The sequence below is a fragment of the Flavobacterium piscinae genome (genome assembly GCF_004122145.1).
GTDB lineage: Bacteria > Bacteroidota > Bacteroidia > Flavobacteriales > Flavobacteriaceae > Flavobacterium > Flavobacterium piscinae.
Genome location: NZ_SBKQ01000004.1, coordinates 65,014 through 81,052 on the forward strand (window position 1 = coordinate 65,014; position 16,039 = coordinate 81,052).

At 33.1% G+C, this 16,039-nt stretch carries 15 protein-coding genes; 3 read left to right on the forward strand and 12 right to left on the reverse strand.

The features are described 5' to 3' along the window. Positions 1 to 25 precede the first annotated feature (25 nt). Positions 26 to 739: a 3'-5' exonuclease gene (locus EQG68_RS04655; RefSeq protein ID WP_129463625.1), complete on the reverse strand. Its 714-nt coding sequence runs from the start codon at positions 737 to 739 to the stop codon at positions 26 to 28. Positions 740 to 867: 128 nt separating this feature from the next. Continuing rightward, on the reverse strand, positions 868 to 1,326 hold the full coding sequence (locus EQG68_RS04660; RefSeq protein ID WP_129463626.1) for a DUF1573 domain-containing protein: 459 nt from the start codon (positions 1,324 to 1,326) through the stop codon (positions 868 to 870). A 179-nt stretch (positions 1,327 to 1,505) separates the two neighbouring features. Between EQG68_RS04660 and EQG68_RS04665 the strand changes: the two genes are divergently transcribed. Together EQG68_RS04665 and EQG68_RS04670 are read left to right on the forward strand one after the other, a co-directional pair. Beyond that, positions 1,506 to 2,774, forward strand: coding sequence for a sensor histidine kinase (locus EQG68_RS04665; protein ID WP_246011642.1), 1,269 nt, complete (start codon positions 1,506 to 1,508; stop codon positions 2,772 to 2,774). After that, a complete protein-coding gene (locus tag EQG68_RS04670; RefSeq protein WP_129463627.1) occupies positions 2,771 to 3,454 on the forward strand; it encodes a response regulator transcription factor in 684 nt (227 codons plus the stop codon). Before EQG68_RS04665 ends, EQG68_RS04670 begins: the two co-directional genes overlap by 4 nt. Positions 3,455 to 3,460: 6 nt before the next feature. On the opposite strand, the gene EQG68_RS04675 is transcribed toward EQG68_RS04670, so the two are convergent. From EQG68_RS04675 to istA, 8 genes are all read right to left on the reverse strand, one after another. Then, complete coding sequence (locus EQG68_RS04675; RefSeq protein WP_129463628.1) at positions 3,461 to 3,859, reverse strand: c-type cytochrome; 399 nt, start codon at positions 3,857 to 3,859, stop codon at positions 3,461 to 3,463. 65 nt (positions 3,860 to 3,924) lie between these two features. Next, positions 3,925 to 4,914, reverse strand: coding sequence for a porphobilinogen synthase (gene hemB / locus EQG68_RS04680; protein WP_129463629.1), 990 nt, complete (start codon positions 4,912 to 4,914; stop codon positions 3,925 to 3,927). 38 nt (positions 4,915 to 4,952) lie between these two features. Continuing rightward, the gene (locus tag EQG68_RS04685; protein ID WP_129463630.1) at positions 4,953 to 5,894 is read right to left on the reverse strand and encodes a DUF4421 family protein; all 942 of its coding nucleotides are present in this window, start codon (positions 5,892 to 5,894) and stop codon (positions 4,953 to 4,955) included. Then, complete coding sequence (gene hemF / locus EQG68_RS04690) at positions 5,882 to 6,787, reverse strand: oxygen-dependent coproporphyrinogen oxidase (protein WP_129463631.1); 906 nt, start codon at positions 6,785 to 6,787, stop codon at positions 5,882 to 5,884. Before hemF ends, EQG68_RS04685 begins: the two co-directional genes overlap by 13 nt. A 200-nt stretch (positions 6,788 to 6,987) precedes the next feature. Next, positions 6,988 to 7,521, reverse strand: a complete 534-nt coding sequence (locus tag EQG68_RS04695; RefSeq protein WP_317125512.1) for a transposase — start codon at positions 7,519 to 7,521, stop codon at positions 6,988 to 6,990. 347 nt (positions 7,522 to 7,868) lie between these two features. Then, complete coding sequence (locus tag EQG68_RS04700; RefSeq protein WP_129463632.1) at positions 7,869 to 8,150, reverse strand: hypothetical protein; 282 nt, start codon at positions 8,148 to 8,150, stop codon at positions 7,869 to 7,871. A gap of 177 nt (positions 8,151 to 8,327) precedes the next feature. Next, positions 8,328 to 9,065: an IS21-like element helper ATPase IstB gene (istB, locus tag EQG68_RS04705; RefSeq protein WP_129463633.1), complete on the reverse strand. Its 738-nt coding sequence runs from the start codon at positions 9,063 to 9,065 to the stop codon at positions 8,328 to 8,330. Between the two features lie 16 nt (positions 9,066 to 9,081). Next, positions 9,082 to 10,629 carry an IS21 family transposase gene (gene istA, locus EQG68_RS04710; protein WP_222845198.1) on the reverse strand — a complete coding sequence of 516 codons (1,548 nt, stop codon included), beginning with the start codon at positions 10,627 to 10,629 and terminating at the stop codon, positions 9,082 to 9,084. Between the two features lie 162 nt (positions 10,630 to 10,791). Here istA and EQG68_RS04715 point away from each other — a divergent pair, with 162 nt between their 5' ends. After that, the gene (locus EQG68_RS04715) at positions 10,792 to 11,481 is read left to right on the forward strand and encodes a hypothetical protein (RefSeq protein ID WP_129463634.1); all 690 of its coding nucleotides are present in this window, start codon (positions 10,792 to 10,794) and stop codon (positions 11,479 to 11,481) included. A gap of 122 nt (positions 11,482 to 11,603) precedes the next feature. Here the strand turns inward: EQG68_RS04715 and EQG68_RS04720 are convergent, their stop codons facing one another. Both EQG68_RS04720 and EQG68_RS04725 read right to left on the reverse strand, forming a co-directional pair. Beyond that, positions 11,604 to 12,458 carry a hypothetical protein gene (locus EQG68_RS04720; protein WP_129463635.1) on the reverse strand — a complete coding sequence of 285 codons (855 nt, stop codon included), beginning with the start codon at positions 12,456 to 12,458 and terminating at the stop codon, positions 11,604 to 11,606. Position 12,459: 1 nt separating this feature from the next. Further along, complete coding sequence (locus EQG68_RS04725; RefSeq protein WP_129463636.1) at positions 12,460 to 16,032, reverse strand: DUF6443 domain-containing protein; 3,573 nt, start codon at positions 16,030 to 16,032, stop codon at positions 12,460 to 12,462. Positions 16,033 to 16,039: the final 7 nt, after the last annotated feature.

A 16,039-nucleotide genomic window follows, 5' to 3' on the forward strand; every position in this document is an offset into this window, starting at 1 on the left:
GAAAGGCTCCTGTTTGGAGCCTTTTTTATACGTGAATAATTTCGTCTTCAATCAACAAATCTTCTCTTCTGAAACGCAAGAAAATTTGTGCAACGGCAATTACATCTTTTTCGCAATAGGTGATAATTCTGTCGATGTCTTTTTCAACATAATACACATAAGCCACTTCACTTCCGTCAATATCATCTTTCGGAGAAGGAATCTGAAGTACCTTTGTTAATAATCGCATAGAAGAAAAATGCTTAAAATCACCAAATTTCCATAATTCCATTGTGTCAATATGTGGAACTTCCCATGGTTTTTTTCCAAATAAATTTAATTTTGGCGGAATTTCAATTTGATTGATTATCATTCGTCTGGCTATGAATGGAAAATCAAATTCTTTAGCATTATGACCACACAAAATATGCTGTGGTTGATTAAAATGGTGATTAAGCAAGTTACTGAAATCATTCAGTATTTTCTTTTCTTCTCCAAAAAATGAAGTAACTCTAAAGTTTCGGATATCACCTTTAGTCGTAAAATAACCCACAGAAATACAAATGATTTTACCAAATTCTGCCCATATTCCGGCACGGTCGTAAAATTCTTCAGGAGTAAATTCGTCTTTGCGTTGGTATTGGGTTTTCGTTTCAAAAAGATATTGTTTTTCTTCGTCTAAAAGTTTGAAGTTTTCTTCTTCCGGTGCAGTTTCAATATCTAAAAATAAGATGTTGTCGAGTTTAATTTTATCTATCATGGCTTTATAATTAAGTCATAAATATATAAAAAAGTATGAAGTTTTTACATTTTCAAAAAAAATATTTTAACAAAAAAACCATCTTGAAAATCAAGATGGTTCAATTGAATTATAATTTAGAAAGTAGATTATTGATTTACCGGAGTTGTATCAATTACTTTTCCTTTGATAGTAAGTACTTTTGGAACTTCATTCTCATTTAAAGAAACCGTTACCGTTTTAGAAAAGTTTCCGGCAGTTGCTGCATTGTAAGTTGCTGTTACAGTTGCTGTTTCCCCAGGTTTCACAGGTGTTTTTGTATAATTAGTTGCCGTACAACCACAAGAAGCTTTTACGTTAGTTATGATAACCGTTTGCTTGGTAGTGTTGGTAAATGAAAAGTCATGAGATACAGGTGTTCCTTTTTTGATTTCTCCAAAATCATATGATATTTCTTTCCAAGTTACCGGTGATGTTGGCTTTTGAGGAGCAGGTGTTGTGGTAATAGCCGGCTTAGTAGTGGTAGGTTTTTTTTCTTGTGCATTTGCACCAACCGAAAACAATACTGTAGCAGCAATTGCTAATAAAGATACTTTTAATGATTTCATACGTTATTATTTTAATTAGTTAAATTATTCATTTTGAACATAGCAAATATATTCACAAGAAATCAGATATTTGTTAAGCACAATATAAGTTTTGTTAATGAGATGTTAATCGGCTTTATTTAAATAAAATTTAAACCTTTCTATGAGTAGATTTGTCAAAACATAATAAAAGTAAAACCTTGAAATTTACCCGATTAAATAGCATCATCTTAGCCGGATTTCTCTGCATAGCCGGGGTTTTGGTCATGCAGTTGCTCATGTTGAACCGAGCCTATCAATTTGAGAAAAAAGATTTCGAAGAAAAAATTCATTTCGCTCTTCAAGATGTAGTAAAACGAATTTATCGCGACAATAATACGCAATTGAGTATCACCAATCAGGTTAAAAAAATTACAGACGATTATTATATTGTGGATTTAAATGATGTTTTTGAGCATGAAGTATTAGAATATTATCTTAAAACTGAATTTCAAAAAGTAAAACTTGAACTGGATTATGAATATGCCATATACGATTGTGCAACCGATGAAATGATTTATGGCAGCTATATCTCAAGCGATGCCGGAAAACCAGAAAAGTGTGAAAATTGTTTTAAAAAAAACGAAGGATTAATTTATTATTTCGGCATTCGTTTTCCCGATTTGCAACATAAATTCATCACCTCTCTAGGTCAATATTGGATTTACACAGCTATTTTATTTTTAGTTTTAATCATCTATGTTTACTCGGTTATTTTATTGTTAAAACAAAAAAAATATACCGAATTGCAAACGGATTTCATCAACAATATGACGCATGAATTCAAAACACCGCTTTCGTCTATTTTGATTGCTTCTCAATATGCTACCTCACAGGAAGAAATTAAAAACAATCCGAAATTGGCCAAATACATGCAAATTATCACCAACCAAAGTCACAAATTAAATCACCACATCGAACGGATTTTAAATGTGGCTAAAGGGGATGCCAAATGGATTGAATTGGAAAAATGCTCCATCCCTCTTAAGGATGTTTTAGAGTTAGTAAAAGAAAATACATTACTTAAATCAAAGAAAAATGTTACGATTACGATAGCTGTTTCGGATAAAATAAATATTTCAGCAGATGAATTTCATTTCAATAATATTCTGTTTAATTTAGTGGATAATGCAGTAAAATATTGTTCTGAAAATCCGGAAATAACCATAAAATCATTAGAAACAGAAAAAGGAATTACACTCAGTTTCTCCGATAACGGAAGCGGCATTTCACCTCAACATATCGACTATGTTTTTGATAAATTTTACCGCGTACCCAGAGAAAACAAAAAAGAAATTGAAGGTTTTGGTATTGGTTTATTTTATGTGAAAAAAATCATCGATTTGCACCATTGGAAAATTTCAATCAAAAATAATACAACTAAAGGGATTACAGTTTCTATTTTCATTCCAAAAAAAGATGTTTTATGAGTAAAAAGAAAATTCTTTATGTAGAAGATGACGAAACTTTAGGTTTTTTAACCGCCGATAGTTTGGAAAACCAATACGAGGTAGCTCATTTTATCAATGGTCAATCTGGTTTTGACGCGTTTTGCAACGATGATTTTGACTTGTGCATTTTAGATGTCATGTTACCCGACATGGATGGTTTTGAAATTGCCACACAAATCCGAAAACGAAATCAGGAAATTCCAATCATTTTTCTTTCAGCAAAAACAATGAAGGAAGACCGAATTAAAGGGTTGAAATTAGGTGCCGATGATTATTTGGTAAAGCCTTACAGCATGGAAGAATTGACCTTGAAGATAGAAGTTTTTTTGAACCGAAGTCAGAAAACATCGTTTAAAAATAATGCAACCTATTTAATTGGCTCGTTTGAATTTGACCCAACTAATTACTGCGTTTCCAAAGGAAAAGAAATGACCAACTTAACCGAAAGAGAGGCGGCTTTGTTGAAGTTGTTTTTAGACAACAAAAACACTGTTTTAAAACGTGAAAAAATACTAATGGAACTCTGGGGAACCGATGACTATTTTGTGGGCAGAAGTTTGGACGTATTTATTTCTCGTTTGCGAAAAATATTTAAAGACGAACCCAACATTCGGATTGAAAACATTCCGAGGGTTGGGTTTAAATTACTGACTGAATAGGCTTTCTTAATCTAAAAAACTGTGCATATAGATTTCAATGGCTTCTAATTCGAAATCTTTCATGCTTTTGGTGATAGCAAAATTAGTTTTCATTACTTCATATTGGCTTGAGTCTACAATTGGTTTGGCATTTTCACGAAGAAAATCAACCATATCAGCATTTTGCTCTTTATAAATAGTGGCAATTTCTTTAATGCTGGGTCCAATAATTTTTTGATCCGGTTTATGACAAGTGTAACACAAGCCTACACCATTAAAAAGTTCTTCACCAAGTTTAATTTTTGCCTCAACAGAATCATCTGCTATTTCAGCAACTGCTTTTGAAACAGTTCCAAAAGGTTCATCTTTCTTATTCTGGCAAGAGAATAACATCACAAAAACAACAAAAACAACTATTTTTTTCATGTGTTAGGTATTTGAATTACTCAAATTTACATCAATTATTTTGTTGAAAATGTGATATTTATCAGTTAAGAAATGATTTTCACGACCTCTTTTGCAAAATAACTCGCCATCATGTCGGCACCGGCTCTTTTGATAGCCGTAACTTGTTCCATCATCACCGCATCATGATCCAACCAACCTTTTTCGGCAGCCGCTTTAATCATGGCATATTCGCCTGAAACTTGATAAACTGCTACCGGTACATCAAATGTATTTTTAATCTCACGAACAATATCCAAATAAGCAATGCCGGGTTTTACCATCACAATATCGGCACCTTCTTCAATATCCATTCTGGTTTCTCGAATGGCTTCGAGGCGGTTATGGTAATCCATTTGATAGGTTTTTTTGTCTTTTGGAATGTCTTGTGCATCCACAGGAGCACTATCCAACGCATCCCGAAACGGACCGTAATGTGCAGAGGCATATTTGGCACTGTACGCCAAAATTCCTGTGTTTAGATAACCTTCGTCTTCCAACGCTTCGCGGATTTCCAAAATTCTACCGTCCATCATATCACTGGGAGCGACAATATCGGCACCGGCTTCGGCATGCGAACAACTCATTTCTGCTAAAAGGGCTGTTGTTATGTCATTAACAATAATTCCGTTTTCAATCACACCATCATGTCCAAAAGAGGAGTACGGATCTAATGCCACATCGGTCATCACAATCATATCCGGAACCGCATTTTTAATCACTTTCACCGCTCGTTGCATTAATCCGTTGGGATTTAACGCTTCCGTTCCTTTGTTGTCTTTTAAATGGTCCGGAACTTTTACAAAAACCAAAACCGTTTTTAAATTCAGTTTAGCCAATTCTTTTACTTCTTTTTCCAATAAATCGAGACTCAATCGAAAATAATTGGGCATAGAAGGAATCTCTTCTTTCACATTTTTCCCTTCCACTACAAAAAGTGGGACAATAAAATCACTGGGAGAAAGTATGGTTTCACGTACTAATGAGCGAATGGTTTTGTTGGTTCTGAGTCGTCGGTTTCGTCTGAGTGGGAACATAATGTTGATGAATTTTTGATTATAGATTGTAACTTCATTTACAACCCAACTTTTTCTGCTGTTTTATCGTAATATTCTTTTATTTTTTTGGGAGGATCAAAACGGTAACCCGCTGTTATTTTCAACATACTAATTTCATCATTTAATCTGATACTAGCTTTTGATTCCTGCAAGAAATCAGCATAATTAAAATTTAAAAAAGTAAAAAATGAATCAGAATTATAACCCACTTTTAAATTTGTTCCCCATTCAAAAACGGAGGATGTATCACCATCAACAATGTTGATTCCTCCCCCTAAAATTACACCTCCTGAAAGCAAAAAATGATCATTTATAACCCAATTATAAAAATATGACGGAGACAAAGATAAAAGATAAACATCACTACTGTCTGAAAAATCCTCATCATTTAAGTCAAAATTAGTATAATAAAATGAAAAATTAGGGATAAAACTGCCTGCACTTTTAGATTGCCATTCTTTTTGATTAGCTATGGTTCTGAATGAAAAATTTTCATTAAAAATATAAGACGTAGTTCCTCCAATTTTTATAGTTCGCAAGCGTTCAAAGTATAACTCATTGCTTCCTTGAGAAACATAAAACCCTTTTTGATTTATGAAAGTTAATAACTGCATCCATTTTTTGTGGTAAAATCGGGTACTTAAACTAAACAATTTAGAGTTTTTATTGTCTTTATTTATCTCAAAAAAGGAAGGTGAAAAACCATAAGAAACATCAATAAATTTATAACTTAAATTTACTCCTATTTGTTCTCGCTTATTTGGTATAAACTCAAAATAATCAGCTTGTGCCGAATTATTGAGTTTAGCCTCAAAACTATTTGAAATATCCGTGTAATAGACACTAAAAATTACCTTTTCGTTATAACGCTTAAAGTGTGGTTTTGATAAAGAATCTTGTTGGGCAACACCAACTGCAGTAAAAAATACTACCCATAAAATTAAATTTACTCTAGCCATTGTTGTGGTGTTTTTAAAATAGTAATCAATTTTTCTTCTTCACTGTTTTTATTCGGATGATAATCATACACCCATTGCACATGTGGAGGTAAACTCATCAAAATACTTTCGATTCTTCCGTTGGTTTTTAGCCCGAAAAGGGTTCCTTTATCGTGAACCAAATTGAATTCTACATAACGACCACGGCGGATTTCCTGCCATTTCCGTTGTGCATCCGAATAGGGTAAATTTACTCTTTTTTCTACAATTGGAACGTATGCTTCTAAAAAACTATTTCCCACTTCGGTGACAAAATCATACCAGTTTTCCATCGTCATCAAATCGGTTGCTTTGCAATAATCAAAAAACAAACCACCTATGCCACGGGCTTCCATGCGATGTGCATTCCAAAAATAATCATCACATTGTTTTTTAAATTTGGGATAAAAGTCCGGATTGTGTTTGTCGCATGCTGTTTTGCACGTTTGATGAAAATGAATGGCATCTTCTTCAAACAAATAATACGGCGTTAAATCCTGACCCCCACCAAACCATGAATTGATAATTGTTCCCTCCTCATCATACATTTCAAAATACCGCCAATTGGCATGAACGGTGGGAACCATTGGGTTTTTGGGATGAATCACCAAACTGAGTCCGCAGGCAAAAAAATCAGCTTCGCCTACGTTAAATAATTTTTGCATCGAGTCGGGTAACTTCCCATGAACGGCTGATATGTTGACGCCTCCTTTTTCAAATACATTTCCGTTTTCAATCACTCGCGTTCTGCCACCACCGCCTTCGGGACGTTCCCAAATGTCTTCGCGAAATTTGGCTTTGCCATCGACTTCTTCTAATTTGGCTGTAATTTGATTTTGAAGATTTTGTATGTATGGATAGAATTTATCTTTCATTGAAATGGAATGAGCTACTAAAGCAAAATGTTTTTGTATTACAAAAATAAGGGAATTTAGGCTTATTTGGTGGCTTTAGGAGGAATTTAGTAGTTGTTTTATTTATAAATCTTTTGTTTGATTAATTTATTACTCCAAAAATCAATTCCCCCCGCTGCCGCACGAATCCCCCGCTGCCGCACGAATCCCTTCGTGTGGCTTTACAATTTAAAATACTGAAAAACACAAACCTCATCAAGCAAACCCTTTTCGCCTGCATAATCTGGAGCACTACTGTATTTATAATCTTCCGGTCTAAAAACGATACCTTCTTCAACCGGATTGTTATGAATATAATCAATTTTCTGTTGAATTACTTCATTACTCCATAGTTCAATGGGTTTATTATCATGTCGCCAAAATTGAAAATTAGTTGTATTTGATGTTTTTTCTGCCTCTTTTTTAAAATAGTCTAATAAGAATTCTTTTCTACTTTCCTTTGGGTTTTCTTGAATAGCATTAATAACGCTTCGACTGGTAAATCTTTTAAAATCACCTAATAAAAGTTCTGGTTTTTGACTAGTAGTACTCCTAAAAATCAAATGTACATGATTGGTCATAATGCACCATGCATGAATTTCCATTCCTTTGTTTTTTTGACAAAATTCCAAACTTTCTAAAACCAAATCTTTGTATTCATTTCTAGTAAAAACATCAAGCCAACCCACTACGGCACTTGAGCGAAGCGGATGCACGAATACCAAAAAACAAATAAAAAAGCATGAGTAAAACTTACAAAATAAAGACCTTCTGGGTTATAAAATTTATAATTCCTACTCATGTTTTTGCTTTATTTCAAATGTAGTAAAAACTTTTTTTTATTTGCTAGAACCACACGAAGGGATTCGTGCGGGAGCGGTGGGTCACTTTTCTTCATTACATTCGTTTTAAGGCATTTTCAAATGTAAAAAGGCAAACTTATATAGCTTGCCTTTTAGTTTTAATTTTTATTTAAGGATTGATTTACAAAAAGTTAAGTTGAACTTTTTTGTTCATCACTAACTTTGGAACATTACCAACTTTGTAATATTACCCTACTAAATTACCCCTTTGATAATGATTTATTATTTAAGATAAGTTTATCTTTATTTTTTAATTTAAGCACTTTAGAAAAATCAGTTATTAACTTGTAAGAAGAAAAATAATCCGTAATGTGTATTGGATTTTCAGATATCAACTTAATTTCTGTCCCATTATAAATCCATTTCCCAAAAGATATTTCTCTTTTTAAATTATCTTTATAAAAGAAAGAACCATCTTCTTTTAATTCAATTGTTAAATAATTATTCCTGCTTTTATAATTTCCTACAATATCATTAAACAAAATATCTTTATTAATTGCAAATTCCGGTGATATTGACCACCCAATTCCGATTTAAAGTGACCACCTGATTTCGGTTGAAAGTGACCACCCAATTTCGGTTCAAATTGACCACCTAGATTTTTCACCTAAAATTACTTTTTTTCATACGTTAGTTTCTATTCAAAAATAGTTAAAAAATTAAACTTTAGTGATGCTTTTTTTCTTCCGCATCGATTCTCCTGATAATTCGATTCTGTGTGACTGATGAATCAAACGATCTAAGATAGCATCTGCGATTGTTTTTTCACCAATAATGTCATACCAACCCTGAACTGGTATCTGTGAAGTAACGATTATGGAACTGTTATTATGCCTGTCTTCAATTATTTCTAAGAGTGTGATTCTGTTTTGACTATCGAGAGCTTGTAGACCAAAATCGTCTAAAATTATTACATCTTGTTTTTCTATTTTGGCAAGTTCGCGTAAATAAGAACCGTCTGCTTTGGCCATTTTTAACTTGGCAAAAAGCTTTGAGGTATTAAAATAACTGACCTTGTAACCTTGTATACAGGCTTGATAACCTAGTGCCGTACCTAAAAAACTTTTACCGACACCGGTGCTTCCGGTGATTAAAACGTTTTGATTTTTCTCCACAAAATCACATTCTGCCAATCGAAAAACAAGTGTGCGGTCCAGATTTCGGGATTCATCAAAATGGATGTTTTCAATGTTTGACTTGTAATGGAACCGGGCATTTTTAATACTTCGTTCAATACGCCTGTTGTGCCTTTCATCCCATTCGGCATCAATAATCATTGACACAAATTGGTCAATGGTGTAATGGTCTGTTTTACCGATTTCTAGTGCGGTTTTAAAAGCACTATGCATGCCATAGAGCTTCATTTGTTTCATTTTGCTTTCTGTTGCTTGATTCATAAGTAATGGTTTTAAATTATTCATAATAGTGTTTGCCTCTAATGTTGTGGTGTTCAGGTAAGTCTTGATTCAAGTCTTTATCCTCATCCAAAGAGTCTAAGTTGTTTTCCAAGATGTTTTGTATGGTTTTAAAGCTGTAAATCTTAAAATCAAGAGCTCTCTTACAGGCATTGATTAATCGTTCTTTGCCTACTTTTTTCTCGAAGGATAAGATACCTAAACAACTCTTGAAGGCCTGCTCGGGATGGTTTCTGTTCTCTATGATTTTAATGATAAATTCACCCACACAAGGGTCGATACTGTTTGCCCAATCGATAAATCGTGTAGCACTCCAATCAGCTACAAACTGATGCGTACTTGCTAAATGTTCCGCATTGGTGGTGTATACATAAGCCTTATTGCTTCTTTGATGTATAGCAATACGATTGTATTTGTAATACACTTCAACTACTGATTGCGTATACAAAAGCTTTACTTTTTTACGGATGTATTGATAGGGAACACTATAATAGTTTTTATCCTGACTGTGTAATACATGTCCGTTTTGCATAACCGTAGCAAAAGAATGATACTTGATTTGAAAACGTTCTAGTGGCAATGGTCGTAGTTTGTCTTTCTCATCCTCCAAGAAGAGTTCGTAGCGAGAATAAGGTCTTCCTGTGAGTTTCTTGCGATTATGAAGATCTAATAATTCCCAAATAGCTTCATTCAATTGCTCTAAATTAAAAAATGTTCTGTTTTTAAGATGCACATAAATTCTTCGGTACAAAATCTTAACTGCTCCTTCAACCAATGATTTATCTCTTGGTTTATAAGCTCTAGCAGGAAGTATGGTGGTTTCGTAATGTTCTGCTAAATCAGCTAAAGTTTCATTAATTGTTGGTTCAAAACGACTACTTTTTATAACCGCCGATTTTAAATTGTCAGGAACAATAGCTTCTGGAGTTCCACCAAAATATCGCATGGCGTTTTCTACAGAGTTTACAAAATCTTCTTTTTGTTGGCTCATTGAGGCTTCTGCATAGGTGTATTGGCTAGCACCAAGAATTGCTACAAAAAACTCCACTTCTTTTACTTCTCCAGTATTTTCATCTACGATAGAAGGTTTCTTTCCGGCATAATCCACATACATCTTATCGCCTGATTTATGTTGAATATGCATTACCGGATTCACGCGATTGCTCCAGTTTTTGAAGTGAACTCTAAATTGGGATGTCTTTACCCCGTCAGGGTTTGCAGCAAAATAGAGTTCCCATTGTTGTTGAACAGTTGCCCCAACGTTTTTGAGTTCTCGCTCCATTTGTGGAAAATAGCTATAAAGCTTCTCTAGCTTAGGATTGACCTTTTCTGCAGTATTTCCAACGAAGATAGCTTCTAGTTCAGCATCAGACTTCTCAGCGATATAATCAAGACTATAGCCCGATACTTTAAACAAAGAAATATACTTCTTTACCGTGTTTCTGGAAAGTGAAAGGTACTTACTGATAAATAAATTACTCTTGCCCTTGCAATGAAATTTAATGACTTTTCTTATCTTACTCATGTCTGTTAGTTTATTTGCCATAATCCGTTTTTCAACGAATTTAGGTGGCTAACAGCATGAAAAAAAGTAGTATTTTTCGGTGGTCAATTTCAACCGGAAAGTGGTGGTCACTTTCAACCGAAATTAGGTGGTCATTTTGAATCGGAATCGGTGGTCAATTTGCTCCGGAATTAGGTGGTCAATTTGACCGTTTTTTCCACCCTTAGTTCTAAAACTGATTCTGAAAAAATTATAAGTCACAAGGAGTTTTTAAAATCTGCTATAGATGAAGAAAACAATAGGCTTAGTTTAATTGAAAATAAGACCTCACAAATAATATCTCAAACCAGTATTGTATTTTCCTTACTTGGACTTTTCATGCCTATTATTATTGATAAAACAGGTGAAACAAACATTTACATTAAGGTTGCAATTATATTTTTAGTTTTAATAGCATTCATTTTTTATCTGTTAACGATAAATAATGCCTTGAAAAACTTTAATATAAATAAATTCAGCTATTCTGTTCCTACTCCTGAAAATGTACTGACTTTGCAGAACAATACTGTGGAAGAATTTAATTCAGAACTTATTCGAGATTATTTGTACTGTATAAATAAGAATATTGTAACTAACAATCGAAAGGCAACAAATTTACTTCATTCTCATAATACCTTTAAATTTGCTAACCTAATAACAGGTTTAATAGTTGTATTTTTAAGTGTTATGATTCTCTTCTCAAAGAATGATGACCCTAAAATTCATATTGAAAAGGCTGTGAAGATTGATAAATTAGATTCTATAATTAGAACTATAAAACCAATTTTTATAATACAACAGGATACCGTTGTGGTAAGAGATACCATTTATTTAAAAAATAACAAGATTAAATAAACTAATTTATTAGATCGTAATAATAATTGGTTTAACAACTAAAAGACAGTTTTGGAGCTGTCTTTTTTTAATATTGGGACTTTTGATTTGCATATTATTAATCAAGAAAATATTATCCACATTTAATTCTTTATCAATTCATCCACATTTTGAATGAGTATATTTTTCTCCATAAAATAGAGTAATAGTCTATTCTTATTTCTTGATAATTGATTAAATCCAATTGATATTTTATTATTTCCAATCAATTTGATTTCATAGGGACGATAAAAATTTTCAACATCATCTACCTTTAATGTTTGGATCTCTTGATTAGGTTTAATTAATTTAATCTCTTCATTATCAGAAACTACAACAAGCAAATAATTCGTTAAAACATAAAAATCCTTTATTTTCTCAAATTCATTAAGTTCTTTTTCATTTTCTGAATTTATCCATACAAAATGAAATTTACCGTCTTGGAAATAATAATTAAAAAATGGAGGTTTTTCAAGTTCTTTGATTTCATTTGGACGATAGATTTTTGCTTTTAATATATTTGAAACTTCCACAGAAGGTAAGTTTTTATATACTTTCCAACTTCTCTCTGATAATTTTTTTAATTCATTCTTATTTAATATTGCACTTTCAATAATATTTAAACACCCGACAACATCAAAGTCATCAATTCTAAAAGTAATATTTATACCATCAATATTATCAGTATTATCATCTTTTTTTGGTAGCCAAACATTTATCGTAGGCTGTTCAAGTTTAGTTTCGGAAAAATTTAAGTAAATTTTATCATTATAAGATAATTTTTTTGATAACATTTCAGCATATTGTGCTATCATTAAAGTTTTATTCATTTCTTCTGTATGAAATGAATTGTAAGTAGTAACATCTATATTGTTGTAAACTTTACGAACAACTTTCTCTCGATGAGAATAGACATTACTAAACATCGTAAGCATAACTATAATTAAACATTTTTTCATATCAATCTAATTTAATTTCTCCTTGTGTTGGTAATACTTGAGGTACATTATTTGAATCCACCTGATTCATCCTAATATTGGAATTTTCATTACTTGGGTTAGTTTTGGATAAATTAAAGTTAACCTTAACTTCAAGCTTACCTGTACTTGGATTAATTTTTGCACTGTAAACTAGTCCGCTAGGTGTAAAAACATAAGATGCTTCAAAATTTTGTCCTTTACTTTCATTACTAAAATATTCCTTATCGGTTCCACTTGGACCATTTGAACCATTTAATACATCAAAATCATTCATATCAGAAAGTTTTAATGATTTCGGGTTTTCTAAATCATTTCCTGTTACTTTTTCTCTAACTAGTACATTTTCTCCTGTATCACTTCCATGTGTATGACCTGAACCTACTACTACTGCATCACTATGTGGACCAAAATTATTAGCTTGAGAAGGATCTGCTCCACCTTCAGTGAATTGCACGGGGGCTGTATATGAATAAGTACCATCTCCGTTTTTATAAAATTGGGTAGCCACTTCAACGTTGTTAGTTATTGAGTATCCATTATATTCTGTTGAAAAATTTCTTGATGCTTCTTGTAAACTATTATGAACGGAATGTGGTTCAAGTCCCTCTAACTCTCTCGCATCAATAACACGATTTCCACTAAAGACATAAGGAGACCAAGTATGATATTCCTCTGTTAAAGGATCAATGTTCATAAAACGTCCAATCGCATAATCATAATTTCTCCACTTGAAGCTGTCCCAGTTAAGCCCCAACTCGTCCTGGCGTTCCTGACCTTGAAACTTATACTTATACAAATCATCCGCACTTGGTCCCACTTTTTTAGGGTCTTCTTGGGTTTCCTTTAAAATTGTTTTCTTACCTGTACTGTAATTCGTATGCTTTAACCCAAATGGATAATAATGGTTTTCCTCTAAAATTTTAAGATCGTTGGTATATGGGTCTAAGGTATAACTTAATCTAATATTTCCTAAATGATCGGTGTAATTATAAACATAATCATAGCTTGGACTTCCATCTTCTCTTGGTGTGTTTTTCACATATCCTTCTGGATGTGGAAAAAACTGTAGAACGTTGTTTTTGTATTGAAATCCGCCTAAATAATCAGTTGTTGTAGTTCCATTGGTAGAAAAATACTCGTGTACTTCTTTTCTCAACTTTACGCCAGCTGCATTGTAAAAATACATTATTTTTTCTGAATTAAAAAACTCAATTACTGTGGGCAAATTTAGATGATTGTAAACAATTTTTGTGATGTTTTTGTTCTGATCGCTTATCATATTTCCATAAGCATCGTAGGTATAATCATCATCCTCATCATTTGTACCATCACTATCATCTTTAAACCCTAAGGATTCATTTGTAGCATCGGTTACTTTTTTCAGTAAATTACTTTTATCTTGGTATTTATAACCTAAGTTATCAATTTCGTAAGCAAATAAATCACCATCCTCATTTCCTTTTCTAATTAAAGTCATGATATTACCGTTCTTGTCATAGGTTAACGATTCGTTATACGAGTTTCGTGCTTCTATGTTGGATTCCGGTTTTTGATAATAAGCATCATTCAAACGATTTAAATCATCGTAGGCATAACTGTATTTTCGCAAAGTAGCATCGCTTGCTGTACGCCAATAGGTCTCGGCAATGTTACCGTTGTAAAGTTTTTTCACCGTGTTGTTGTATGAATCATTGACTTCCTCGATTACATTGGTGTCAATATTTTTTTTGGTGACCGTATTGTAATGAATTTTAAAACTAAATAAATCTTGAAAATTGCCAATATTACAGTTTAAGCATTCGGTATCATTAATTGATTTTAACCAACCTCTAATATTGTACTGATAATCCACTTTTTGATGGCCAACTAAATTTTCTGTATCTTGACCACCTACTTGCTTTGATATAAGCTGACCAAGTTCGTCGTATACATTATGAACAATCAGTTCTTTCGGGTTTTCGTTTACTTGGTGAAGGTGGGTTAACAATTTACTTTGTGGTGAATAAGTGAAGTATTCACTTATTCTTACAACATCAAACCCATCTTCTTTTTTGTGTTCTGTTAAGGTTTGAAGTGCTTTCCCTTCAAAATCTAGCTTTGATTGAGAAATGGTAGCTCCACCCAAATGATTGATAGTATGACTTCCAATTGGTCTTCCTTTTGCATTGTAAAAGGAGGTTGTAAGTTCTCCTGCCGTTTCATTTTCGCTGGTTAAAAACCTTGTCCACGTAGCGGTTGGTAGTGATTTTACATTGGTTAAAACAACATCTCCATAAATATCAGCAGGTAGTGCTGGTGCGTTTGGATAATCATAGTTGTCATAGTAATTCACTGTTAGTAATTCAAAACCATTGTTAGGTAAGGATTGGTTAGAATATTTTACTTGGATACCGTCTATGTTTACGGTTGAAGAAGTCTTACTTTCAAACAATTGTAAAGAGGTAGCATTGTGTTGATCTTGTAACACTTTTCTAGCGTTGGAATCGATGCTATGGCTTTCCTTCCATCCGGTATAAGCTACTCTGCCAAACGCATCGTATTTGGTCAACAACCATCCTTTTAAGTCAGTTTGTCCATAAGGTGAATAAGTCGGGCCAGTTAGAACAGGTTTGTCCAATTTATTATATACAATAAACTCCCATTGCTTACCCGGTAGTTTCTTTTCTACTAATCGATTACGGTAATCGTATTTGTATTGGTAACACAAGCCGTCTAATGTAGTTTCATCAATTGTTGAGGAAGTATCAACTAATGGCGGAATTACATACGTTAAATTACCATAAATATCGTAGACATAATAAGTGTCATGCGTATCACCATTGTTGTAAGTTCGTTTTAAAATTACTTGTCCTTGTTTGTTTTTGAACTCTTCAGTGGTGTTGTTTAATCCAGATGTCCAGTTTTCATCTTTGGTGATGGTTTTATAAAGTTCCTCTTTTTCATAAAAACCATTTTGAATGAGTGTAATGGTGTATAATCCATAGGTTGATGACCATTCGGTTTGAGCGTTAAAATATCTTACCTCGTTCGCTTCATTAGTCTGATAAACAAACTTGATGGTTTTGCCATTAGCTTTCTCCCAAGGGTCACCGGGGGCTGCTTGTTCTAAAACCCTTGAAAGCGGGGAAAGCTCTAACACTTTTTCACTGTAAGGATTATTAGTGGTTTCCATGTTTGGATTTCCAGTTAACGAAGAATTATTATACCCATAAAAACTCATTGTGTTTTCTTTTCCAAGTGGGTCAAAATAAGTAGAGGTATTTGTTCTCACATAAGGCAAGTATTCTTTAATTTGTCTTCCAAATTCATCATACTCTGTGTTGATGATAAGGTCTTTTCCGGCACCGGATTGTTTATGAGCCAGTTGTTGAATTAATCGACCTAATCCATCAAAATATTGAACTTGAACCGCCACATGTGAAGGATTTGAATAATCGATTTGCACAATGGATGATGGTTCTTTGTAAGTAATCGTTTTTACATAATTCTGGTTTTGATCTTGACCAAAAACGAATACCGGTAGGACTAAAAATAAGATATATATGTGTCTCATGGCTTTT

Excerpts from the sequence above, each read along its gene's own strand:
- EQG68_RS04655 (WP_129463625.1), bottom strand. The coding sequence starts at position 739 with ATGATAGATAAAATTAAACTCGACAACATCTTATTTTTAGATATTGAA.
- EQG68_RS04660 (WP_129463626.1), bottom strand. The coding sequence starts at position 1,326 with ATGAAATCATTAAAAGTATCTTTATTAGCAATTGCTGCTACAGTATTG.
- EQG68_RS04670 (WP_129463627.1), top strand. The coding sequence starts at position 2,771 with ATGAGTAAAAAGAAAATTCTTTATGTAGAAGATGACGAAACTTTAGGT.
- EQG68_RS04675 (WP_129463628.1), bottom strand. The coding sequence starts at position 3,859 with ATGAAAAAAATAGTTGTTTTTGTTGTTTTTGTGATGTTATTCTCTTGC.
- hemB (WP_129463629.1), bottom strand. The coding sequence starts at position 4,914 with ATGTTCCCACTCAGACGAAACCGACGACTCAGAACCAACAAAACCATT.
- EQG68_RS04685 (WP_129463630.1), bottom strand. The coding sequence starts at position 5,894 with ATGGCTAGAGTAAATTTAATTTTATGGGTAGTATTTTTTACTGCAGTT.
- hemF (WP_129463631.1), bottom strand. The coding sequence starts at position 6,787 with ATGAAAGATAAATTCTATCCATACATACAAAATCTTCAAAATCAAATT.
- istB (WP_129463633.1), bottom strand. The coding sequence starts at position 9,065 with ATGAATCAAGCAACAGAAAGCAAAATGAAACAAATGAAGCTCTATGGC.
- istA (WP_222845198.1), bottom strand. The coding sequence starts at position 10,629 with ATGGCAAATAAACTAACAGACATGAGTAAGATAAGAAAAGTCATTAAA.
- EQG68_RS04720 (WP_129463635.1), bottom strand. The coding sequence starts at position 12,458 with ATGAAAAAATGTTTAATTATAGTTATGCTTACGATGTTTAGTAATGTC.
- EQG68_RS04725 (WP_129463636.1), bottom strand. The coding sequence starts at position 16,032 with ATGAGACACATATATATCTTATTTTTAGTCCTACCGGTATTCGTTTTT.